Source organism: Pseudomonas sp. TUM25319, assembly GCF_056388475.1.
Map to the genome: position 1 here is coordinate 2,967,251 of NZ_CM150751.1, position 20,757 is coordinate 2,988,007.

Here is a 20,757-nt window from a genome sequence, read left to right on the forward strand (position 1 = left end):
TTTCACCGCCAGTTGGGTTACTGGCGGTTTTTTTTCGTCCGCATTCCGGGGGATGGCTGGCCCGGGCTTTCAGTTTCTGTAAAAACACTTTTCGCTTGCAGCCCTCTGCCGGCATGGCTGTTCGACGGCTAACCTTGAGCCTTTGCCCATTCGACGGGAGTTGCCATGGCGCGCCTGGATATCAATCGCTCTGGCGAGCTGGAGGTGTTCGTTCGGGTCGTGGAGGCCGGCAGCTTCTCGGCGGCCGCACGGGATTTCCGCATGACGCCGTCGGCCGTGAGCAAGCTGGTAGCGCGCCTGGAAAGTCGCCTCGGCTCACGGCTGTTCAACCGCTCTACCCGGCAACTGGGCCTGACCCAAGAGGGGCGTGCCTATTACGAGCGCGGTGTGCGCCTGTTGGCGGATCTGGACGAACTGGAGCGCAACGTTGCCACCCAGGACGCCCCCCGTGGCCGGGTGCGGATCAACGCCAACCTGGCGTTCGCCTGGCATTTCCTGTTGCCGCTGGTGCCACTGATGAGCGAGCGTCTGCCCGAGGTGATGCTCGACCTGGTGCTCACCGATGAAGTGGTGGACGTGCTCGGCCAGCGCACCGATATCGCCGTACGCGCAGGGCCGATGAAGGACTCCAGCCTGGTCGCGCGCAAGCTCGGACAGACGCCGATGGTGATCGTCGGGGCGCCGGACTATCTTCAACGGCATGGCACCCCCGACAGTCCGACGGCGCTGCAGCGCCACAACCTGCTGACCGCCAATTACCTGCGGGCCTATAACGGCTGGCCTTTGCTGGACGGCGGCGAGGTGGTGAAGATCGTCACCCGTGGCAGTGTCCAGGCCAGCGATGGCGAGGCCTTGCGCCAGTTGGCACTCAACGGTACTGGGCTGGCGCGGCTGGCGCTGTTCCGGGTGCGCGAGGACATCGCCGCCGGGCGTCTGCTGCCGGTGATGGAGGCGTTCAATCCCGGTGATCTGGAAGAGATCCACGCGGTGTTCGTCGGCCAGGACGGCCATGTACCGCTGCGGGTGCGCGCGGTGCTGGATTTTCTGGTGGAGCACGTGCGCGTCGAATGAGGGCGGCCGTGTTTCCGTCGCCGATTCGAGGTGAGCATCGTGAGCAGTCAGGTCATTTCCATCGGTGTCGATCTTGGCACCTCCAGTACCCGCGCCGTGGCCCTCGACGCCAGCGGTACCCTGCGCGGCGCTGCAAGGGTTGGCGTGGTATCGCCGGCACACCGCAGCGGGCAGGGTATCGACTTCGCGACGCTGTTCCAGGCGGTACTGGGCGCCATCGCCCAGGCGCTGACCGAGGCCGGTGCGGCACCGCAGCAGGTGGCGGGGATCGCCGTGTGCGGGCAGATGGCCGGTTTGTGTGCGGTGGACGCCGAGGGCCAGGCGCTTGGCCCGTGCGACGCCTGGCTGGACCTGGGTTGCGCGGCCTTTCTCGACCCGTTGCGGCCCTTCGAGGAGGAGATCATCCGGCGCTCGGGCAGCCAGTTGATCGCCAGCCACGGGGCGAAATGGTTGCAGATCCGCCATCAGCAACCCGAGCGGTACCGCCACCTGAGGGCGCTGACCACGCCGTCGGCGCTGGTGGCCATGAATCTCGCCGGGCGGAATGCCGACGGTGCCTTCTTCGACGTCACCCACCTCGGTTTCAACGCCTTTGCCGACACCGCCAACAGCCAGTGGAACCTTGATCTGGTTCGTGCACTCGGCCTCGATGCCGATCACCTGCCAGCCATCGTCGAGCCTCATGCGCGGGTCGGCGGGCTGTGCGCCGCAGTGGCGGCACGGCTGGGCCTGCGCCCGGGCACGCCGGTATTCGCCGGCTGTGGCGATATCGCCGCGACCCTGCTGGGCAGCGCTGCCTTCGATCACGGGCAACGGGTGGATATCGCCGGCACCGGCGCGGTGCTGTGCGGGGTGCGCGAGGACTTTGCCGTCGATCGGCAGCAGCGCACGCTGCTGACCCTGCGCCACTGCCTGCCGGGTCTGTACTACAGCGCGGCTTACCTGGGCGGGGCGGGATTGAACCTGGACTGGCTGGAGTCGCTGCGCGAGCAGGCGCGGCCGCCCTACGAAGCCAGCGCCGCGCTGCGGGAGCAGGAAGAAGTGCCGCCGCTGCTGTTTCTTCCGCACATGGGCGGTCGCCACCTGCCGCTGGCGGCGGAGCAGCGCGGGGCCTTTGTCGGGTTGTCCTGGCGACACGGCATCGGCGATCTGCAGCGGGCGATGATCGAGGCCACCGCTCACGAATACGCCGGTTTTCTCGCGGCCATGCAAGGCACCGGTCTGCCCCCGCACACGGACGCGGTACTGGTGGTAGGGGGCGGGGCGTCGAGCGAGGCGTGCTGCCAGATCAAGGCCGATGTGCTTGGCCTGCCGTACCGGCGCCACGGAGTGTTCGAGGCGGCAGCGCTGGGCGCGGCCTTGCTGGCAGGACACGGCGCCGGGGTGTTCGCGGATCTGCGCGAAGCGGCGCGACAAGCCGCAGGTGCGCCCGGCCCGGTGCTGCTGCCGGACCTGCAGCGGCACGCCGGCTACCTGCAGCGACGCGAGGTGCAGGGGCGCCTGCTGGCGGCGCTGGAACCGATCTTCGCCGACCTGGCCCGCCTGCCGCCGCTATAGCGCAGGTGTGAGCAGCCCCCGGGCCGGTGTGTCCAGTTCATTGAAGTAGCGTACGGCGTAATCGACGAAGGCTTTCACCCGGCGCGGCAGCTTCTTCCCGCCCTCGGTGAGCAGATGAAAACCCGTGGCCGGGCAACTGAAGTCTTCCAGCAGTGGCACCAGGCGCCGCTCCTGAATGTCCTCGGCCACTTCCCACACCGATTTCCAGGCGATGCCCAGCCCTTGCAGGGTCCACTGGCGCAGGGTGAAGCCGTCGTTGACCAGGCGGTTGCCCTTGACCTGCACCGAGAACGTCTCGCCGTCGCGGTTGAAGCGCCATTTGTCCTGGGGAAAGTCTGCCTGAAGGTGGATCAGGCAATTGTGCGCCAGCAGGTCTTCCGGGGTCTGTGGCGCACCGTGCCGGGCCAGGTAGTCCGGCGAGCAGCAGACGATGCGCCGATCGCCGCCCAGGGAGCGCGCCACCAGGGTGCTGTCGGGCAGGTTGCCGTAGCGGATGGCGATGTCCGAGCCGGATTCGACGAAGTCCAGCAGCCGGTCGGTGAAGAACAGCCGCACGGTGACATGCGGGTGTTCCTCGACGAAGGCATCCACCAACTGGCTGACCCACTGCCGGCCCAGGTCGGTGGGGCAGGTGACGCCGATGGTGCCGCGCAACTGGGCGTTGCCGCCGCGGATCACGCTGTCCAGTGCCTCGACGTCCTCGAGGATCTTCTGCGCTGCCTCGAACAGGTACAGCCCTTCGGCGGTGGGGCTCAGGCCGCGGGTATTGCGCTTGACCAGGCGCAGTCCGTAGAACTCTTCCATGGCTTTGAGCCGGCCGCTCATGGCCGCCGGCGACAGGCCGAGCTGGCGGCCGGCCATGGACATCGAGCCGGTCTGCACCACCAGGCGGAACAGGCGCAGGTCCTGAAGTCTATCGGCCATGAACAGGGCTCCTCGTTATTGTTTTGATCAGTATGGCGAACATCAGTCTTCATGCCCGCCGAATACCGGGCGAAGTCCGCACCCATTATGCCGGGATAAACCGCCGCGGTTTTCGGCCTGGCTGAAAAGTCATTCCGGCAAACTCGAATACCTGCTTGCTGGAGCGCTCCTTAAGATTGACCACAGGCTCAACGCTAAGAGGAGTGCCAAAGATGTCCGCATCATCGAGTCAAGCAAGCACCGGCAACCAGGAAGTCGCCGATCTGTTTCGCAGTGCCATGGGCCGCTTTGCCGCCTCCGTGACACTGGTCACCACCATCGACGAGCAGTGCAGCCCACACGGCCTGGCCGCCACCGCGTTCTCCTCGGTGTCCATGGATCCGGCCTCGGCGCTGGTCTGCGTCAACCGCAACAGCAGTGCCTCGCCGATCATCAAGGCGTCCGGCCTGTTCTGCGTGAACATGCTGCAGCGCGAACACGAGGCGCTGTGCGCCATTTTCAGCAAGCCGGAACTGCGTGAGCGCCGCTTCGTCGACGGTGACTGGGCGGTGGGCGTCAGTGGCCTGCGCTACCTGCGCGATGCCCAGGCTTCGGTGTTCTGCGAAGTGGTCCAGGAAGTGGAATACGGCTCCCACACCATCTTCATCGGCAATGTCGTCAATGTGATCACGCAGTCACTGGAGTCGCCGCTGGTCTACATGGGCGGTCGTTTCCGCGAACTGGCCGCCTGAACGCAACAAACCGTACCCCCTCAAATAACTACAAGAAGTGGTGTTCCCATGTATGGCTTCAGTTCCAGGGCGCGCGTGCTGCTGCCCTCCCTCAAGCTCTCCGCGCAGGCGTCCGGCATCACCGGGCCGCTGCTCGGCCTGCTGCTGTTGTGTCTGGTGCTCAGCCTTGCCACCGACGCCTTCCTGACCCTCGGCAACCTCCTCAACATCCTCGACCAGGTGACGGTGCTCGGCATCATGGCCCTGGGCATGACCCTGGTGATTCTGATCGGCGGCATCGACCTCTCGGTCGGCGCGGTGCTGGCGGTGTCGATCATGGTCATGAGCTGGGCCGAGCGGGTGCTCGGCCTGCCCATGGGCCTGGCAATCGCCGCCGCGCTGCTCACCGGCGCCATCTGCGGCGGCATCACCGCGGGCCTGGTGGTGCGTGCCGGGCTGCCATCGTTCATCGCCACCCTGGCGATGATGTCCATGGCCCGTGGCGTCGCCTACATGGTCACCGACGGCACCCAGATCAGCGGCTTTCCCGAGTGGTTCGGCAACCTGTCGATCATCCGCTACGCCGGGTTCGTCTCGCTGACGGTGGCCTGCTTCGTGGTGCTGGCGCTGCTGTTCTGGTTCGTCATGCGCTTCTCCGTGGCCGGGCGCAGCCTGTACGCCATCGGCGGCAGCGCCAAGGTGGCCAAACTGTCCGGCATCCGGGTCAAGACCCACACCGCCATCGTCTACGTGATCTGCGGCATCACCGCGGCCCTTGGCGGCGTGATCCTCACGTCGCGCCTGGACACCGCCGGCGCGGGCGCCGGGGTCGGCTACGAGCTGGATGTGATCGCCGCTGTGGTGATCGGTGGCGGCAGCCTCAAGGGCGGCGTCGGTAGCGTCGCCGGCACCCTGGTCGGCGTGCTGATCATCGGTGTGCTGCGCAATGGCCTGAACCTCGCCGGCATTTCGCCCTTCGTCCAGCAGGTAATCATCGGCGCGGTCATCGCCGCCGCCGTGATGCTCGATGCGATGAAGCGCAAGAACGCCTGATTCCCCCCAGCAAAGCCCCTTACAAACACAACAATCCAGGAGGCGTCCATGAACGTTTTCCCTGCGCCCGTGCGCGCGTTTTTTGCCCTGTTGCTGCTGTTGCCGGCCTTGGCCCATGCCGAGAGCAAGCCACTCAAGGTCGGCATGTCGATCCCCAGCCTGCAATGGGTGTTCTACCTGATGGTGCGTGACGGCGTGATGGAGCAGGCGCAGAGCCAGGGCATCGAGCAGGTGCTGGTGGCCGATGCCCAGGCCGACCCGGCGCGCCAGGTCAGCCAGATCCAGGACATGCTCAGCAAGGGCATCGATGTGCTGCTGTACACCGCCACCGGCTCGGCTGCGTCCGCCGTGCCGGTACGCCTGGCGAAGCAGCAGGGCGTGCCGGTGGTGTGCGTCGACAACTTCCCGAAGAACGTCGAGTGCGATGCCTACATCTCTACTGACAACACCGTGGCTGCTGCCGAACTGGCCCGCCAGGTGGTGCGCCTGACCGGTCCGCAGGCTCAGGTCGGGCTGCTTCAGGGCACCCTGGGCGACACCACGGAACTGACCCGCGCCGAGGGCTTCGACGTCGAGCTGGCGAAGACTCCGGGCATCCAGGTCGTTGACCGCAAGCCCACCGACTGGCTGCAGGACAACGGCTTCAAGGTGGCGCAGGACATGCTGCAGAAACACCCCGGCATCAACGTCTTCGTCGGCCGTTCCGATGCGCCGGCCCTGGGGGCTGCCCAGGCTGTGCGGGTGGCCAACGTCGAGCACAAGGTGTGGATTTTCGGCTACGACGGCCTGCCGGCGGCGCTGGAGGCCGTGCGCGACGGCAAGATGGACATGACCATCACCCAGCAGGCCGTGGAAATGGGGCGTACGGCACTGCGCACGGCGCTGGCGCTCAAGGCCGGCCAGCCGGTGGAGAAGCACCAGTTGCTGCCGGCCTTCGTCACCACCCGCGACAACGTCGATGCCTTCATCGCCCGGCACCCCTAGGAGTCCGACCATGAATCCGATCAACAGCGGTGCGCCCTTGTTGCGCGCCGAGCAACTGGGCATGTCGTTCAACACCGTCAGCGTGCTGGAGAGCATCACGCTGGAGATCGGCCGCGGCGAAGTGGTGGCGTTGCTGGGCGAAAACGGTGCCGGCAAATCGACCCTTTCGTCGATCATCGCCGGCTCGCTGTGCCCGACCCGCGGCAGCATGTGGGTCGATGGCCGGCCCTATGCGCCGACCTGCCCGAAGGATGCCATCGCCCTGGGCGTCAACATGATCCATCAGGAGATCCAGTTGCTGCCGGAACTGACGGTGGCCGAGAACATCTTCCTCGGCCACCTGCCTACCCGTCGCGGCGTGGTGGACCGCGAGCGCATGCGCCGCGAGGCACGGGTGCAACTGGAGCGCCTGGGCCTGGACATCTCTCCGGACACCCTGGTGCGTGACCTGCGCATCGCCGCCCAGCAGCTGGTGGAGATCGCCAAGGCACTGACCCTCGAATCGCGCCTGCTGATTCTCGACGAACCCACCGCCGCCCTCGGTGTGGAGGAAACCGAGTTGCTGTTCCGCCAGATCGAGGCGCTCAAGCGCGAAGGGGTGTCGTTCATCTACATCAGCCATCGCATGGAAGAAATCGCCCGCATCGCCGACCGCGTGCTGGTGATGCGCGACGGCCATCTGGTGGCGCGGCACGACAGTGCCGATGTGCCTGTGGACACCCTGGTGGCACAGATGGTCGGGCGCTCCATCGAGCGGCTGTTTCCGGCCATCGCCGCGCCGGGGGCACAGGAGGTGCTGCAGGTGCGCGGGTTGAGTTGCCGTGGCCGGCGCTTCCGCGACATTTCCTTCTCGGTACGCGCTGGCGAAGTGTTCGGCATCGCCGGCATGGTTGGCGCCGGCCGCAGCGAGGTGATCCGCGCCATCGCCGGAGTCGACCCGGTGGCTGCCGGCGAGGTGCGGGTCGACGGCAAGCCGCTGCGCCTGGGCGGCGTGCGCACCTCGATCGAGGCTGGCGTGGTGCTGGTGCCTGAGGACCGCAAGGCCGAAGGAGTGGTGCTGGATCATTCCATCGCCGAGAACCTGGCCTACTGCAACCTCGACCGCCTCGGCGCGGGTGGCCTGCTGTCGCGGCGGCGCATCGACGCCTTCGCCAGTGAGCGGATCGCCACACTCGGGGTCAAGGGCGACCCCGGCAAGTTGCTGGACAAGCTCTCCGGTGGCAACCAGCAGAAGGTAGTGATCGCCAAATGGATCGCTCGCGAGCCACGGGTGATCATCCTCGACGAGCCGACCCGCGGCATCGACATGGGCGCCCGCGCGGCCATCTACCAGTTGATCGCCGACCTCGCCGCCACGGGCGCGGCGGTGGTGGTGGTCAGTTCCGACCTGGACGAGGTGATCGGTCTGTCGCACCGGGTGATGGTCATGGCCCGCGGTGCCTGCCAGGGCATTCTCGACGGCGAGCAGGTGGCGCCGGAATCGATCATGGCGCTGGCGACGGCCTGAGGGGGTGTTCATGCAAACCATCGAATACCGGCACCTGGCCGAGACGCCTTTTCCGGCGTTGCTCGATCTTGACGGCAAGGTTGCGGTGGTCACCGGCGGCAGCTCCGGCATCGGCCTGGCGATCAGTCGCCGGCTGGCCCAGGCCGGCGCGCGGGTGGTTATCGGCAGTCTGGCACCGGAGGCCACCGAGACGCTGCTGGACGAGGGCCTGGCGGTGAGCTTCGTCGCCACTGACGTGTCCCGCCGCGAGCAGGTCGAGCATCTGGCGGCCGAAGCTGGCGGGCAGGGCGACCTGGAGATCTGGGTCAACAACGCCGGGATCTATCCGCTCAAGGCGGTCGAGGCGGTGGACGAGGCGTTCTGGGACCGCATGCAGGCAATCAATACCCGTGCCGCCTTCTTCGGCGCCCAGTACGCCCGGGCGCAGATGCTTCGTCACGGGCGGGGCGGCAGCATCGTCAACCTGTCGTCGGTCTGCGGCCACCGGCCCATGGCCAACCACGTGACCTACGACACCAGCAAGGGCGCGATCCTGGCCATGACCCGCAGCCTGGCCCGGGACCTTGCCCGCGAGGGCATCCGCGTCAACTCGATTTCGCCGGGGCTGACGGCCACGCCAGGCAACCTGGAGCCGGAACTGTTCCGCCAGCACCAGCAGAACCGGGTGCTGGAGAACATTCCCCTGGGCCGTCCCGGCGAGCCATTCGAGATCGCCAACGTGGCGCTGTTCCTGGCCTCGCCCCTGGCTTCCTACATCACCGGAACCGACATCACGGTCGACGGCGGCTGGCTGCTCTACGGCAGTTGATCCCGCGACCCATTGCCAGGGTGCCCGCACGGGTGCCGTGGCCCGCTATCGCCTGATAGCCACATGCAAGGAGAAACACCATGAAACTCGCAATGTTCATGCAGCCCCTGCACCACAAGGGCTGGGACTATCACGAGATGTACGACCAGGACATCGCCAGCGTGGTACACGCCGACCAGGTCGGCTACGACGAAGTCTGGGTCGGCGAGCACACCTCGCAGCGCACCGAACCGGTCACCAACGCGCTGCAGTTCCTCTCGGCGCTGATTCCGCTGACCCGGCGCATCAAGCTGTGCACCGGCGTGCTCAACCTGCCGCACCATCATCCGGCGCGCGTCGCTGCGGATGCGGCGATGTTCGACCACATGAGCCGCGGCCGCTTCCTGATGGGCATCGGCCCTGGCGGCCTGGCCTCGGACTTCGAGGTCTACGGCAGCAACGGCAAGGACCGCGGGCGCATGATGGTCGAGTGCTACGAGATGATCCAGCGCATCTGGGGCAGCGATGCGCCGTACCAGTTCGCCGGGGAGTTCTTCGATGTGTCGCTGGTCAACTCGGTCAACCACGAGCTGGAAATCGGCTACATGCCCAAGCCGTTCCAGAAGCCGTTCCCGCGGGTTGCCACCACGGCCATGAGCCCGTTCTCCGGCACCGCGAAACTGGCCGGCGGCCGCGACTGGGACCTGATGTCGGCCAACTTCAACCCGACCGCCACCGTCGCCTCCCACTGGCAAGCCTACTGCCAGGGCGCCGAGGCCGCCGGACACCAGGCCGATCCGCGCAACTGGCGGGTTGCGCGTTCGGTGTTCGTCGCCGACTCCAGGGCCCAGGCCGAGGACTACCTGGCCGACCCGAACTGCACCCTGCGGCGCTACTTCGAGTACATGATCGACAACCTCGCCAGCAACCACTACATGCAGATCTTCAAGACCCGCCCGGACATGACCGACGCCGAAGTCACCGTCGATCACTGCATCCGCGAGATGGTGATCTACGGCGATGCCGACAGCGTGGTCCAGCAACTGATCGCGTTCAGCGAGCAGACCGGTCCGTTCGGCACCCTGATGACCACCTTCCACGAGTGGGACAACGAGGCCCTGTGGCGTCGCTCCATGGAACTCACCGCCCGCGAAGTGATGCCGCAACTGAGCCGTTTCATGCAGCCGCGTCTCGACGCCGCGCTGGCCATGAGTGCCTGACCGGCCTCTTTCAACGTTCATTGATTCACAGGTGGAAAATGACCCTGACAGTCGATTCAACACATGCCGACGACTACGCCCTGACGCCCGCCGAACTGGCGCGGCTCCGAGACAAGGCGCAGTTCATCCGGCTGGAAACCATTCGCCTCATCGAGATCGCCAAGGTCGGGCACTACACCTCGGTGTTCTCTGCGGCCGAGCTGTTCGCCGCGCTGTACTACGACGTCATGTCGCTGCGCCACGGCGAGCCGAAATGGCCCGGCCGTGACCGCTTCATGATGGGCAAGGGCCACGCCGCCGTCGGTTTGTTCCCGGTGCTGGTGGAGTGGGGCTTCTTCCCCCGAGAGATCCTCGACGGCTACACCCGGCTGGGCAACCCGCTGGGCGATCACCCCGACATGCGCAAGGTACCGGGCGTGGACTTCTCCTCCGGCTCCATCGGCCACGCGCTGTCCGGCGGGCTGGGCATGGCCATGGCCGGGCGCATGCTCGGCCAGGACTTCACCACCTTCGTCATGCTCGGCGACGGCGAAATGCAGGAAGGCCAGGTCTGGGAGGCGGCGATGGCGGCCTCGCACCACAAGGTCGGCAGCCTGGTGGCGATCGTCGACCGCAACGGCTTCCAGCTCGACGGCAGCGTCGATGATGTGATCGGTGTCGAACCGCTGGCCGACAAGTGGCGCGCTTTCGGCTGGGATGTTTACGACGTCGACGGCCACAACCTCGCCGAACTGACCCCACTGCTGCGGCGGATCAAGGCCGAACGCAACCGCGAGCGGCCGGTGTGCATCATCGCCCAGACGCTCAAGGGCAAGGGCGTCTCCTACATGGAGACCGAGCCAGGCTGGCACCTGGGTTACCTCGACCCGGAAGACGCCCAGCGCGCCATCGACGAAATCAAGAGCAAGGTGATCTGAGCATGAACACTGCACCCCTGTCCGCCAACTCCTGGCAATACCGTGCCCTCAATACCCAGACGCCCGGTCTTGATGCGCTGTCCGACGCTTTGCTCGCCCTGGTCGAGCAGGGCGAGCCGGTGGTCGCCGGCACTGCCGACCTGCAGTACTCCAACGGCCTGGCCAAGTTCGCCGAGCATTGCCCGGAGCGCTTCGTCCAGTTCGGCATCTCCGAGCAGAACATGGTGTCCTGCGCTGCCGGCATGGCCGCGGTGGGCATGAAGCCTTTCGTCGCCACCTTTGCCTCGTTCCTGCCGTTGCTGTGCTGCGAGCAGATCCGCATGGACGTCGCCTACTCGGCGCTGCCGGTGCGCCTGATCGGCCACCACGCCGGGATTTCCCTGGGCTTCTACGGCACCTCGCACCATGCCACCGAAGACCTGGCGATCATGCGCGCCATCGCCGACATCACCATCGTCGCCCCGGCCGATGCCAACCAGTTGAAGGCCGCGATCAAGGCCTCGGCCAACTACCCGCAGCCGATCTACTTCCGCATCCAGCGCGGTCGCGATCCGGTGGTGTACGAGCAGGAGCCGGTGTTCGAGTTCGGCAAGGCCACCACGCTGCTCGAAGGCGAGGCACTGACCATCATCGCCACCGGCTCCACCGTGCATCCGGCGCTGCAGGCGGCCCGGGCCCTGAATGCCCAGGGGCGCTCGGTGGGCGTGCTGGACATGACCACGGTCAAGCCGCTGGATGTCGAAGCGGTGCTGCGCGTGGCCCGGGAAAGCCGGGCGATCCTCACCGTCGAGGAGCACAACATCCTCGGCGGTCTGGGTGGCGCGGTCTGCGAAGTGATCGCCGAGGCCGGTATCGGGACCCGCGTCCGTCGTCACGGCATCTACGACGAATACAGCCTGATCGCACCACCGACCCACCTCTACCGCCACTACCGCCTGGATGCCGAGGGCATCGAAAGCGTGGCGCGCGAGCTGCTCGACTGAGCTTCGGCGGGGCCGGCCACGCACCGGCCCCGCACTCTCTTCCCGGTACTTCACACAGCAAACGACTCGCGCCGCGATCTGGCGGCGGGTGAGGGCGCCTGATCGCGCGTGCTCGCCAGGGATGGCTGTCGCCCGCTGTTTCCGATCGTCCGCACAACAATCACAACAATGAGCGGAGCAAGACCATGAAGCGCAATTCCCTGAACACCCTCGCCGGTGTGGCCCTGACCAGCCTGATGCTGCCCTCGGCAGCCGACGCGCTGGAATTCACCGGCTACCTGCGCAGCGGCCTCGGCGGTGCCGACCGCGGCGGCACCCAGCGCTGCTTCCAGTTGCCCGGCGCACCGTCCAAATACCGCCTAGGCAACGAGTGCGAACAACTTGCCGAACTGCAACTGGCCCAGGACCTCGTCTCGCCCGGCGACGGTTCGACCCTCGGCGTGGTGGGCATGGCCCAACTGTTCAACGCCTATGGCCACGACCTGCAGTTCCAGGGCGAGCACGGCTACTCGCGGATGGTCCAGCTGTATGCCCGGTGGCGCGACATGCCGGCGCTCAACGGTGGCTCGTTCTGGGCCGGACGCCGCTACTACCGGCGCAACGACATTCATATCTCCGACTACTTCTACTGGAACCAGAGCGCTACCGGTTTCGGCTTCGATGAAGTGGCTATCGGCGATCTCAAGTACAGCTACGTGTTCTCGCGCAAGGACAACCTGTTCCAGCAACCGTCCATCGACCGCCATGACTTCAACATCGGTGGGTTCAGGAGCAATCCGGACGGCGAGATCGAGCTGGGCCTGAGCTATCTGCAACGGCCCGACAGCCGCGACAGCCACAGTGGCTGGTCGGTGGCGGCGCAGCACAAGCAGAAAGGCTTTCTCGGCGGACTCAATACCTTCGCCCTGCAGTATGGCCGCGGGCCAGGCACGGCGCTGGGCTATACCGGCGACCCGACCCTGGACCGCGGCAATCAGAGCTGGCGGCTGGTGGAGTATTTCGACTGGCAGGTGACGCCGCGTTTCGGCGGGCAGTTCCAGGTGGTCTACCAGAAAGACCGGCGCCCTGACGGCGACGACCAGGACTGGCTGTCGGTGGGCGTGCGGCCGGTGTATGGCCTGAGCGAGCAGTTCAAGCTCGTCGCCGAACTGGGCCGTGACCAGATCGATGCCGCGGACGGCACGCGCATCCTGACCAAGTTCACCGTGGCGCCTACATGGTCGCCCAAGGGCCCGGGATTCTGGCAGCGGCCGGAGATTCGCCTGTACTACACCTGGGCGCGCTGGAATGAGGCGGCGCAACGGGCGGCCAGCCAGATGGCGGCGGGCTCGGCGTTGTCCGACAGCGGGGCCTTTGGCAGTGCCTTGCACGGAGGCAATGTCGGGGTGCAGGTGGAGTACTGGTGGAAGTGAGGTAGCCAATCGTCACTAGTGTGGTCTAGGGCGCGAGCTTGCTCGCGAAAGCGTCGGTGAATGCACTGATGCCTTCGCGAGCCAGCTCGCTCCCGCAGGGGGCTCGGCTTTTCTTACCAGCGCACCTCAGTGCTGCGCAGCCACTGGTGAATCGACTCGCGCCGTGGCTGCCAGCCCAGCAATTGCCGGGCATTCACCGCCCGCACCCGGCTGTTGGAACCAATGGCGAAGCGGGCCCAGTCACCCAGTTCGGCAATCGCCTCGTCCGCCGGCCAGCTTTCGATGCGGCCGTCGAAGCCCAACGCATGACTGATGGAGGTGGCGATCTCGATGAACGAGGCCTCGCCATTCTCGGCGAAGAACAGCGACGCCGACGGCGCCTTTTCCAACGCCAGGCGATACAGCTCGGCAAGGTCTTCGATATGCACGTTGGACCAGCGATGCACACCGGCGCCCAGGTATGCCCCGGCACCGAATTGTCGCGACTTGGCCAACAGCTTCGGCAACTGGTCGCTGGCGGTGTCCAGGCCGAGGGCGTCGCCGTAGATCATGGTCGGGCAGAACACCACGGCACGGATGCCGTCTTCCACGCCGGCACGGCGCACCTTCTGGTTGATCGCCACCCGGTCGCGGCGGATGTCCATGGGTTCGAACGGCGTCTCGTCGGTGAAGACCGCTTCGCGCTCATAAGCACCACGGGCATCATCGCCAACCACACTGGAGCCGGAGGTATGGATGAACGCCTTGCCGCTGCCGCGCAGGGCCTTGATGAAGGTCTCGACGCTGGCCAGGTGGTCGGAGTCGGCGGTGTGCACCACGGCGTCGGCTGCCTGGGCTTCGCGACTGAGGATGAAGGCGTCGTCCAGAGTGCCGAGCACCGGGCGGATGCCCAGCGCCTGCAGGGCGTCACGTTTGGCAGGGTCGCGAATCAGGCCGGTGACCTCGTGCCCGGCATCCGCCAGGTACTTGGCCACGGAGCCGCCGATATAGCCGGAGGCGCCGGTAATGAAGACTTTCATGGGAAACCTTTGTTGTTTGTGAGTTGAAAGCACTGCGTTGAGCGCTGCCTCAGGTTAGGAATCCGCGCCTGTCGCCACCAGCCATTGCCCGGGCACAACAGTTGTGAGCTCAAGTCCTGGTGTGGTGTTTCCCGAATTTATGGCTCGTATTTGCAAAACACCACGCTAGCGGTTTTTCCTGAATTCTGTTTACGCGGTAAGTGAATACGCCCGGCATGTCGATCCGTAATAGATTCGCGCCGATAACAACGACAAGAGGCGCAGCACCATGGATTACCAACTGACCGGCAAGAACGTCCTGATCACCGGCGGAGCTACCGGTATCGGCAGGGCCATTGCCCAGTGCTTTCTCGACGAAGGTGCACGGGTGGTGGTCAGCGGCCTGACCGACGAGATGGTCGAGGACGCCTGCCAGGCACTTGGCCCGCGTTGCACCGGTATGGCCGGCGACCTGACCCGCCCTGGCGTCGCCGAGCGTCTGGCCGACTTCGCCCGTGACAAGGGTCGGGTCGACTACCTGATCAACTGCGTGGGCATCTTCGAAGTGCGGGATTTCTTCGAGACCGACGATGAGCAGTGGTTTCGCTATTTCGACGTCAACGTCATGACTGCGGTACGCATGAGTCGCCTGCTGATGGCCGACATGCTGGCGGCAGGCGAGGGCTCGATCGTGTTCATCAGCAGCGAGTCGGGGGTCAAGCCGCAGCCGTGGATGGTTCATTACGGCGCGATGAAATCCTGCCTGCTGGGTGTATCACGCGCCCTGGCGGAGCTGACCAAGGGAACGGCGGTGCGGGTCAACAGCATCCTCCCAGGCCCCACCAGCACCGACGCGGTCAAGCGCTATCACGCGCAAATTGCCGAGGAAAAGGGCATCAGCCCGCAGCAGGTGGTGACCGACTACTTCGACCAGACCGAACCTACCTCGCTGATCCGGCGCATGATCGAACCGGAGGAAGTCGCCCGCAGCGTGTTGCACCTGGCCGCTTCGCCCGCCCTCAACGGCATGGCGATGCGTGTCGAGGGCGGGACCATTCGCAGCATCCTCTGATCAGCAAGCCTGCGGGCTCATTCGGCGGCCGCGCCACAACAGCCAGGCCAGCGGCAGGTGCACCAGCAGCGCTGCGGCCACGCCGGCCCAGGGCGTCAGTGCCAGTTGCCCGCTCTCCACCAGAAGGCTGCCGGCGCGCTCGCCGAGGGTGATGCCAAGGTTGAACGCGGAAATGTTCAGGCCCGACGCGAAGTCCACGGCCCGCGGCGTGTGCAGGCGGGCGGTGGCGAGCATGCCGGTCTGGAAGGCCGGGGTCATGCCGAAGGCGACGATGCCCCAGACGAACACGGTCAGCACCATCAGCGACTGGTAGGGCAGGGCGGTGGCCAGCAGTGCCAGCAAGGCCAGCAGCGACACGGCGTAGAACGGCAGGCGCCAACCCAGGGTATTGCCCAGGTAGCTGCCCAGCGGCACACCGATCACCATCGCCAGGGTCAGGCCGGCGAACATCACCGCGATGGCCTTGCTGGCCTGGCCTTCCCGGGCGAGGTTGGCGGCCACCGTGGCGCCGATGGCGAAGAAACTGCCGTGGGCCAGGGCCGTGATGACTCGTCCGAGCAGCAATAGCGGGTAGTTCGGCGCCAGCGCGGAAATCAGGTTGCCGGCCAGGAACACCGCGATCAGTCCCAGCAGTACGGCTTTGCGCGGGAAGCGGCCAAGGCCGATGACGATGAGCGGCGTGCCGATCGCCAGCGCCAGGGCATACAGCCCGACGAGGCTGCCGGCACTGGCCAGGGAAATGCCGAACGCCGACGAGATCGACGGCAGGATGCCGACGATGATGAACTCCGCCACGCCGATGGCGAAGGCCGTGACGGCGAGGGTCAGGATGCCGGGATGCAGGCCTGGGCGAGAGGTGTTGCGCATAGGGGTTCTCCGGATTCGTGGCAAGGGGTGTTGCGGGCCGTCGCCGGAGTTCTGGTTCTTGTGGGGCGTTGGGAATGAGGGGCTGGAGGTTGTCTTTATGGCCCCGGCGCAGTGCTCGGGCGCTGCGGTAGTGCGCCTACTCTGCGGCAAGCGTGGCGGGTCGGGTATCCGGAAGGGCGGCACATCATTTGTGCTGTGAAGTCACTGAGGGGCATTGCTCGGCACAAACGGATTTGCCGCCGCGGTTGTGTGTCGTTTCATTCAGGTCGTTTCATATATGCAACCACTGCTTAGAATATTGGCTGTTGAGGTTCAGAAATGTAGGTCATAAGCTGGCCGGGTCAAAGCGATTGGAGCTGGATCATGACCCCCGAAAAAACCTTGATGGAACGTATTGTCCACGCCCTGGGCTTCGAATGCCTGGCACTGCTGCTGTGCGCACCGACCATTGCGTTGCTGATGGACAAGCCATTGCTGGCGGCAGGTTTACTGACCCTGGCGATCTCGGTGACGGCGACGCTGTGGAACATGCTGTACAACGTGCTGTTCGATCGCCTGCAGAGCCGCGTCGGCTTCAGCCGAACGCCGCTGGTGCGCATCGCCCACGCCCTGGGTTTCGAGGGCGGGCTGATCCTGGTGGTCGTGCCGCTGGCCGCCTGGTGGCTGTCCATCAGCCTGGTGGAGGCCTTCCTGATGGAGATCGGACTGCTGGTGTTCCTGCTGCCGTACACCTACCTCTACAACCTGGGCTTCGACAAACTGCGCGAACGCCGTTTCGCACGGCGCAGCGCCGCTGCCGTGCGCTGCTGAGCCGCCCGGTGTGAGCGGCGGCCAGCGAGGCTGCACCTAGCCCAGCGCCTCCTTGAGCCGATACCACAGCATGCCGGCCGCCAGCAGCGGCGACCTCAAGCGCTTGCCGCCGGGGAAGGTCAGGTGCGGCACTGCGCTGAAGACGTCCAGCCCGGTGCTGTGCCCCAGCGAGATGCCCTCCGCCAGCAGTTTCGCCGTCCAGTGCGTGACGTTGAGTCCGTGCCCCGAATAACCCTGGGCGAAATACACATTCGGGTGCTGCGCCAGCCGGCCGACCTGCGGGAAACGGTTGGCGGTGATGCCGATCATGCCGCCCCAGTCGTAGTCGATGCGCACCCCGGCCAGTTGCGGGAATACCTTGAGCATCTTCGGCCGCATGTAGGCGCCGATGTCCCTGGGATCGACCCCGGAGTAGTGACAGGCACCGCCGAACAGCAGGCGCCGGTCGGCCGTGAGGCGGTAGTAGTCCAGCCCGACTTTCTGGTCGCACAGCGCCAGGTTGCGCGGGATCAGTTCGGCCGCCAGCGCTTCGCCAAGCGGTTCGGTGACGATCACGTAGCTGCCCGCTGGCAGCACCTTGCCGCTGAGCTTCGGTTCCAGTTCGTCCAGATGGGCATTGCAACCCAGCACCAGGCTGTCGGCCCGCACCCGGCCACGGGCGCAATGCACCGTGACCTGGTGGCCATGCTCGATGCGCAGCACCGGGCTTTGCTCGAACACCTGCACCCCGAGCCGGCTGGCTGCCCGGGCTTCGCCGGTGACCAGGTCCAGCGGGTGCAGATGCCCGGAGCCCATGTCGATCAGGCCGCCAGCGTAGCGATCACTGGCCACCACCTCGTTCATCCGCTCCGGCCCCACCAGCTCGGTGGGGTGGGCATAGCCCGAGGCGCGCAAGGCCTCCTGCTCGGCGGCCATGGCAACGAACTGCGCCGGGGTGTTGGCCAGTTCGCAGAAACCCCAGCGCAGGTCGCAGTCGATGGCGAACTCGGCGATGCGCTCGGCCACCAGCGTCACCGAGTCTTCCCCGGCCCGTTGCAGATAGCGCACGCCGTCTTCGCCGACGTATCGGGCGAAACCGCTGACATCGTGGCCGATGCCGCGGATCAACTGTCCGCCATTGCGCCCGCTGGCGCCCCAACCGATGCGCCGGCCTTCCAGCAGCACCACCGAGTGGCCGCGCAGCGCCAGTTCCAGTGCGGTATTGACCCCGGTGAGGCCGCCACCGATGACGCAGACGTCGGCGCGGACCTCGCCCTCCAGGGCCGGGTAGGTGTGACGGTCGCGCGCCGTGGCGGCGTAGTACGACGCGGTGTGTTCGCCGGTACGATTCATCAGTCTTTCCCGACTCATTGGTTGAACTTGACCTTGCTCCAGCTGCGGGTCATCAGCCGCATGATCTTCGGCGATGGCGCGTTGGAGATGTACAGCTTGTCGAGCACCGCCTGCGGCGGGTAGACCTCGGGGTTGTTCAGGGTCTCGGGATCGATGAAGGCTTTGGCGTCGGTGTTGGCGTTGGGATAACCCACGTAGTCGCTGACCTTGGCAATCACCTGCGGGTCGAGCAGGTAGTTGATGAAGGCGTGGGCCTGCTCAGGGTTTTTCGCGTCGGCGGGAATGGCGATCAGGTCGAACCACAGGTTGCTGCCTTCCCTGGGAATGCTGTAGGCGATCTGGATGCCGTTGTTCGCTTCCCTGGCCCGGTTCGCGGCCTGGAGCACGTCGCCGGAGAAGCCGAAGGCCACGCAGATGTTGCCGTTGGCCAGGTCCGAGATGTACTTGGAGGAATGGAAGTAGGTGACGTAGGGCCGCAGTTCCAGCAGGCGTTTCTCGGCCTTGGCGTAGTCGGCGGGATTCGTGCTGTTGGGGTCCAGGCCCAGGTAGTTGAGGATCGACGGAATCAGCTCGTCGGCCGAGTCCATGAAGGCCACACCGCATTGCTGCAGCTTTTTCAGGTTCTCGGGTTCGTAGAGGACGGACCAGGAGTCGATATGATCGATGCCCAGCACCTGCCTGACCTTCTCGACGTTGTAGCCGATGCCGTTGGTGCCCCACAGGTACGGCACCGAATGGCGGTTGCCGGGATCGTTGCGCTCCAGCAGGCTGAGCAGCGCCGGGTCCATGTGCTTCCAGTTGGGCAGCTTGCTGCGGTCCAGTTCCAGGAACACCCCTGCATCCACCTGACGGGTCAGGAAGTGGTTGGAGGGCACCACCACGTCATAGCCGGTCTTGCCCGCCAGCAGCTTGCCTTCCAGGGTCTCGTTGGAGTCGAACACGTCGTACACCGGCTTGATTCCGGTGGCGGCCTGGAACGCGGTCAGGGTGTCCGGGGCGATGTAGTCGGTCCAGTTGTAGATACTGACGCTCGGCTGCGCGGCGGCCAGCAAGGGCATCGCCAGCAAAGCGAAGGGGGCAAGGCGTTTCAGCACGTTCATATCGGCTCCTGTCCATCCTGTTGTTTTTTTCGAATCGGCGTCGGGCGGCTACACGCTGAGCAGCAGGAACTCCCGTTCCCAGGAGCTGATCACGCGCTTGAAGTTCTCGTGCTCGGTGCGCTTGACCGCGACATAGCCGCGAACGAACTTGCGGCCCAGGTACTGTTCCAGCACCTGGCACTCTTCCATGGCCGCCAGGGCATCCTCAATGGTGATCGGCAGGCGCAGGTTGCGCCGCTCGTAGGCGCGCCCCTGCACCGGCGCGCTTGGCTCGATGCTTTCGACCATGCCCAGGTAACCGCACAGCAGGCTGGCGGCGATCGCCAGGTAAGGGTTGGCGTCGGCCCCCGGCAGGCGGTTTTCCACGCGCATGGCATCCGGCGAGGAGGGCGGAACACGCAGGCCGGCGGTGCGGTTTTCTTCGCCCCACTCGACGTTCACCGGTGCCGACGTGTCGGGCAGGAAGCGGCGGAACGAGTTGACGTTGGGCGCGAACATCGGCAGGACTTTGGGAATGTATTTCTGCAGGCCGCCGATGTAGTGGAGGAACAGCGTACTCATCGAGCCGTCGTCGTTGACGAAGATATTGCGGCCGCTGCCGCTGTCCACCACGCTCTGGTGGATGTGCATGGCGCTGCCCGGCTCGTCGGTGATCGGCTTGGCCATGAAGGTCGCCGCCACATTGTGCTTGAGCGCCGCCTCGCGCATGGTGCGCTTGAACACGGTGATCTGGTCGGCCAGCGACAACGCGTCGCCGTGGCGGAAGTTGATCTCCATCTGCGCCGGGCCGTCTTCGTGGATCAGCGTGTCGAGGTCCAGGCCCTGGGCTTCGCACCAGTCGTAGACGTCCTCGAACAGCGGGTCGAATTCGTTGGTGGCGTCGATGGAGAAGCTCTGGCGGCCGCTTTCCGGGCGCCCGGAGCGGCCGATCGGTGCTTCCAGCGGGAAGTCCGGGTCGCTGCTGCGCTTGGTCAGGTAGAACTCCATTTCCGGTGCGACGATCGGTGTCCAGCCCTTGTCCTGGTACAGCTTGAGCACGCGCTTGAGCACGTTGCGTGGCGACAGTTCCACCGGGTTGCCCTGCTTGTCGCAGGTGTCATGGATCACCATCGCGGTGGGCTCGATGGCCCAGGGCACCAGGAACACCGCGTCCGCATCGGGGCGGCAAACCATGTCGATATCAGCCTCGTCCAGCAGGTCGTAATAGACATCGTCCTCGACGAAATCGCCGGTCACGGTCTGCAGCAACACGCTTTCCGGCAGGCGCATGCCGCCTTCGCCGAGGAACTTGTTGGTGGGGGAAATCTTGCCGCGGGCAATGCCGGTGAGGTCACTGACAATGCATTCGACTTCGGTGATCTGGTGTTGCTTCAGCCAGGTGGCCAGCTGATGCGCGGGGGTGTTCATGCAAACCTCTAGCGGGTAGTTGGGAGGCACTCGAAGGCCGGCGACC

At 65.8% G+C, this 20,757-nt stretch carries 19 protein-coding genes; 13 read left to right on the forward strand and 6 right to left on the reverse strand.

The genetic code is table 11. From position 1 onward, the window contains the following. Positions 1–165: 165 nt before the first annotated feature. Both AC05QJ_RS13990 and AC05QJ_RS13995 read left to right on the forward strand, forming a co-directional pair. Positions 166–1,071 (forward strand): LysR family transcriptional regulator, encoded by a 906-nt coding sequence (locus AC05QJ_RS13990; RefSeq protein WP_476747413.1) that lies wholly within the window; start codon positions 166–168, stop codon positions 1,069–1,071. Positions 1,072–1,110: 39 nt separating this feature from the next. Continuing rightward, entirely contained in the window at positions 1,111–2,628 is a 1,518-nt protein-coding gene (locus AC05QJ_RS13995; RefSeq protein WP_476747414.1) for a xylulokinase, read from the forward strand. Here AC05QJ_RS13995 and AC05QJ_RS14000 read toward each other — a convergent pair. Next, positions 2,623–3,552: a LysR family transcriptional regulator gene (locus AC05QJ_RS14000; protein WP_476747415.1), complete on the reverse strand. Its 930-nt coding sequence runs from the start codon at positions 3,550–3,552 to the stop codon at positions 2,623–2,625. The genes AC05QJ_RS13995 and AC05QJ_RS14000 overlap by 6 nt on opposite strands. A gap of 212 nt (positions 3,553–3,764) precedes the next feature. Here AC05QJ_RS14000 and AC05QJ_RS14005 point away from each other — a divergent pair, with 212 nt between their 5' ends. The 9 genes from AC05QJ_RS14005 to AC05QJ_RS14045 all read left to right on the forward strand — a co-directional run bounded on the left by AC05QJ_RS14005 (position 3,765) and on the right by AC05QJ_RS14045 (position 13,125). After that, positions 3,765–4,283: a flavin reductase family protein gene (locus AC05QJ_RS14005; protein WP_476747416.1), complete on the forward strand. Its 519-nt coding sequence runs from the start codon at positions 3,765–3,767 to the stop codon at positions 4,281–4,283. 48 nt (positions 4,284–4,331) lie between these two features. Further along, entirely contained in the window at positions 4,332–5,315 is a 984-nt protein-coding gene (locus tag AC05QJ_RS14010; protein ID WP_476747417.1) for an ABC transporter permease, read from the forward strand. A 48-nt stretch (positions 5,316–5,363) separates the two neighbouring features. Next, positions 5,364–6,299 carry a substrate-binding domain-containing protein gene (locus AC05QJ_RS14015; protein ID WP_476747418.1) on the forward strand — a complete coding sequence of 312 codons (936 nt, stop codon included), beginning with the start codon at positions 5,364–5,366 and terminating at the stop codon, positions 6,297–6,299. A gap of 10 nt (positions 6,300–6,309) precedes the next feature. Then, the gene (locus AC05QJ_RS14020) at positions 6,310–7,806 is read left to right on the forward strand and encodes a sugar ABC transporter ATP-binding protein (protein WP_476747419.1); all 1,497 of its coding nucleotides are present in this window, start codon (positions 6,310–6,312) and stop codon (positions 7,804–7,806) included. A gap of 10 nt (positions 7,807–7,816) precedes the next feature. Continuing rightward, a complete protein-coding gene (locus AC05QJ_RS14025; RefSeq protein WP_476747420.1) occupies positions 7,817–8,614 on the forward strand; it encodes an SDR family NAD(P)-dependent oxidoreductase in 798 nt (265 codons plus the stop codon). A gap of 80 nt (positions 8,615–8,694) precedes the next feature. Then, the gene (locus tag AC05QJ_RS14030; RefSeq protein WP_476747421.1) at positions 8,695–9,813 is read left to right on the forward strand and encodes an LLM class flavin-dependent oxidoreductase; all 1,119 of its coding nucleotides are present in this window, start codon (positions 8,695–8,697) and stop codon (positions 9,811–9,813) included. Between the two features lie 38 nt (positions 9,814–9,851). Beyond that, positions 9,852–10,730 carry a transketolase gene (locus tag AC05QJ_RS14035; RefSeq protein WP_476747422.1) on the forward strand — a complete coding sequence of 293 codons (879 nt, stop codon included), beginning with the start codon at positions 9,852–9,854 and terminating at the stop codon, positions 10,728–10,730. Between the two features lie 2 nt (positions 10,731–10,732). Continuing rightward, positions 10,733–11,713, forward strand: coding sequence for a transketolase family protein (locus tag AC05QJ_RS14040; RefSeq protein ID WP_476747423.1), 981 nt, complete (start codon positions 10,733–10,735; stop codon positions 11,711–11,713). A gap of 236 nt (positions 11,714–11,949) precedes the next feature. Continuing rightward, positions 11,950–13,125, forward strand: coding sequence for a carbohydrate porin (locus AC05QJ_RS14045; protein WP_476747941.1), 1,176 nt, complete (start codon positions 11,950–11,952; stop codon positions 13,123–13,125). 113 nt (positions 13,126–13,238) lie between these two features. Here AC05QJ_RS14045 and AC05QJ_RS14050 read toward each other — a convergent pair whose 3' ends face one another. After that, a complete protein-coding gene (locus AC05QJ_RS14050; RefSeq protein ID WP_476747424.1) occupies positions 13,239–14,144 on the reverse strand; it encodes an NAD-dependent epimerase/dehydratase family protein in 906 nt (301 codons plus the stop codon). Between the two features lie 268 nt (positions 14,145–14,412). Between AC05QJ_RS14050 and AC05QJ_RS14055 the strand changes: the two genes are divergently transcribed. Further along, positions 14,413–15,195, forward strand: coding sequence for an SDR family NAD(P)-dependent oxidoreductase (locus tag AC05QJ_RS14055; protein WP_476747425.1), 783 nt, complete (start codon positions 14,413–14,415; stop codon positions 15,193–15,195). Here the strand turns inward: AC05QJ_RS14055 and AC05QJ_RS14060 are convergent, their stop codons facing one another. Further along, on the reverse strand, positions 15,196–16,062 hold the full coding sequence (locus AC05QJ_RS14060) for an MFS transporter (protein ID WP_476747426.1): 867 nt from the start codon (positions 16,060–16,062) through the stop codon (positions 15,196–15,198). 363 nt (positions 16,063–16,425) lie between these two features. On the opposite strand from AC05QJ_RS14060, the gene AC05QJ_RS14065 reads away from it, so the two are divergent. Then, entirely contained in the window at positions 16,426–16,872 is a 447-nt protein-coding gene (locus AC05QJ_RS14065) for a multidrug/biocide efflux PACE transporter (protein ID WP_476747427.1), read from the forward strand. Between the two features lie 36 nt (positions 16,873–16,908). On the opposite strand, the gene AC05QJ_RS14070 is transcribed toward AC05QJ_RS14065, so the two are convergent. The 3 genes from AC05QJ_RS14070 to AC05QJ_RS14080 are packed head-to-tail and all read right to left on the reverse strand — an operon-like array spanning position 16,909 to position 20,711. Continuing rightward, positions 16,909–18,204, reverse strand: coding sequence for an NAD(P)/FAD-dependent oxidoreductase (locus AC05QJ_RS14070; RefSeq protein ID WP_476747428.1), 1,296 nt, complete (start codon positions 18,202–18,204; stop codon positions 16,909–16,911). Between the two features lie 14 nt (positions 18,205–18,218). Then, positions 18,219–19,304, reverse strand: coding sequence for a polyamine ABC transporter substrate-binding protein (locus tag AC05QJ_RS14075; protein ID WP_476747429.1), 1,086 nt, complete (start codon positions 19,302–19,304; stop codon positions 18,219–18,221). 48 nt (positions 19,305–19,352) lie between these two features. Beyond that, positions 19,353–20,711 carry a glutamine synthetase family protein gene (locus AC05QJ_RS14080; protein WP_476747430.1) on the reverse strand — a complete coding sequence of 453 codons (1,359 nt, stop codon included), beginning with the start codon at positions 20,709–20,711 and terminating at the stop codon, positions 19,353–19,355. Between the last annotated feature and the right edge of the window lie 46 nt (positions 20,712–20,757).

Excerpts from the sequence above, each read along its gene's own strand:
- AC05QJ_RS14010 (WP_476747417.1), top strand. The coding sequence starts at position 4,332 with ATGTATGGCTTCAGTTCCAGGGCGCGCGTGCTGCTGCCCTCCCTCAAG.
- AC05QJ_RS14025 (WP_476747420.1), top strand. The coding sequence starts at position 7,817 with ATGCAAACCATCGAATACCGGCACCTGGCCGAGACGCCTTTTCCGGCG.
- AC05QJ_RS13990 (WP_476747413.1), top strand. The coding sequence starts at position 166 with ATGGCGCGCCTGGATATCAATCGCTCTGGCGAGCTGGAGGTGTTCGTT.
- AC05QJ_RS14045 (WP_476747941.1), top strand. The coding sequence starts at position 11,950 with ATGCTGCCCTCGGCAGCCGACGCGCTGGAATTCACCGGCTACCTGCGC.
- AC05QJ_RS14050 (WP_476747424.1), bottom strand. The coding sequence starts at position 14,144 with ATGAAAGTCTTCATTACCGGCGCCTCCGGCTATATCGGCGGCTCCGTG.
- AC05QJ_RS14040 (WP_476747423.1), top strand. The coding sequence starts at position 10,733 with ATGAACACTGCACCCCTGTCCGCCAACTCCTGGCAATACCGTGCCCTC.
- AC05QJ_RS14070 (WP_476747428.1), bottom strand. The coding sequence starts at position 18,204 with ATGAATCGTACCGGCGAACACACCGCGTCGTACTACGCCGCCACGGCG.
- AC05QJ_RS14020 (WP_476747419.1), top strand. The coding sequence starts at position 6,310 with ATGAATCCGATCAACAGCGGTGCGCCCTTGTTGCGCGCCGAGCAACTG.
- AC05QJ_RS14015 (WP_476747418.1), top strand. The coding sequence starts at position 5,364 with ATGAACGTTTTCCCTGCGCCCGTGCGCGCGTTTTTTGCCCTGTTGCTG.
- AC05QJ_RS14005 (WP_476747416.1), top strand. The coding sequence starts at position 3,765 with ATGTCCGCATCATCGAGTCAAGCAAGCACCGGCAACCAGGAAGTCGCC.
- AC05QJ_RS14055 (WP_476747425.1), top strand. The coding sequence starts at position 14,413 with ATGGATTACCAACTGACCGGCAAGAACGTCCTGATCACCGGCGGAGCT.
- AC05QJ_RS14035 (WP_476747422.1), top strand. The coding sequence starts at position 9,852 with ATGACCCTGACAGTCGATTCAACACATGCCGACGACTACGCCCTGACG.
- AC05QJ_RS14060 (WP_476747426.1), bottom strand. The coding sequence starts at position 16,062 with ATGCGCAACACCTCTCGCCCAGGCCTGCATCCCGGCATCCTGACCCTC.
- AC05QJ_RS14000 (WP_476747415.1), bottom strand. The coding sequence starts at position 3,552 with ATGGCCGATAGACTTCAGGACCTGCGCCTGTTCCGCCTGGTGGTGCAG.
- AC05QJ_RS14065 (WP_476747427.1), top strand. The coding sequence starts at position 16,426 with ATGACCCCCGAAAAAACCTTGATGGAACGTATTGTCCACGCCCTGGGC.
- AC05QJ_RS14030 (WP_476747421.1), top strand. The coding sequence starts at position 8,695 with ATGAAACTCGCAATGTTCATGCAGCCCCTGCACCACAAGGGCTGGGAC.
- AC05QJ_RS14075 (WP_476747429.1), bottom strand. The coding sequence starts at position 19,304 with ATGAACGTGCTGAAACGCCTTGCCCCCTTCGCTTTGCTGGCGATGCCC.
- AC05QJ_RS14080 (WP_476747430.1), bottom strand. The coding sequence starts at position 20,711 with ATGAACACCCCCGCGCATCAGCTGGCCACCTGGCTGAAGCAACACCAG.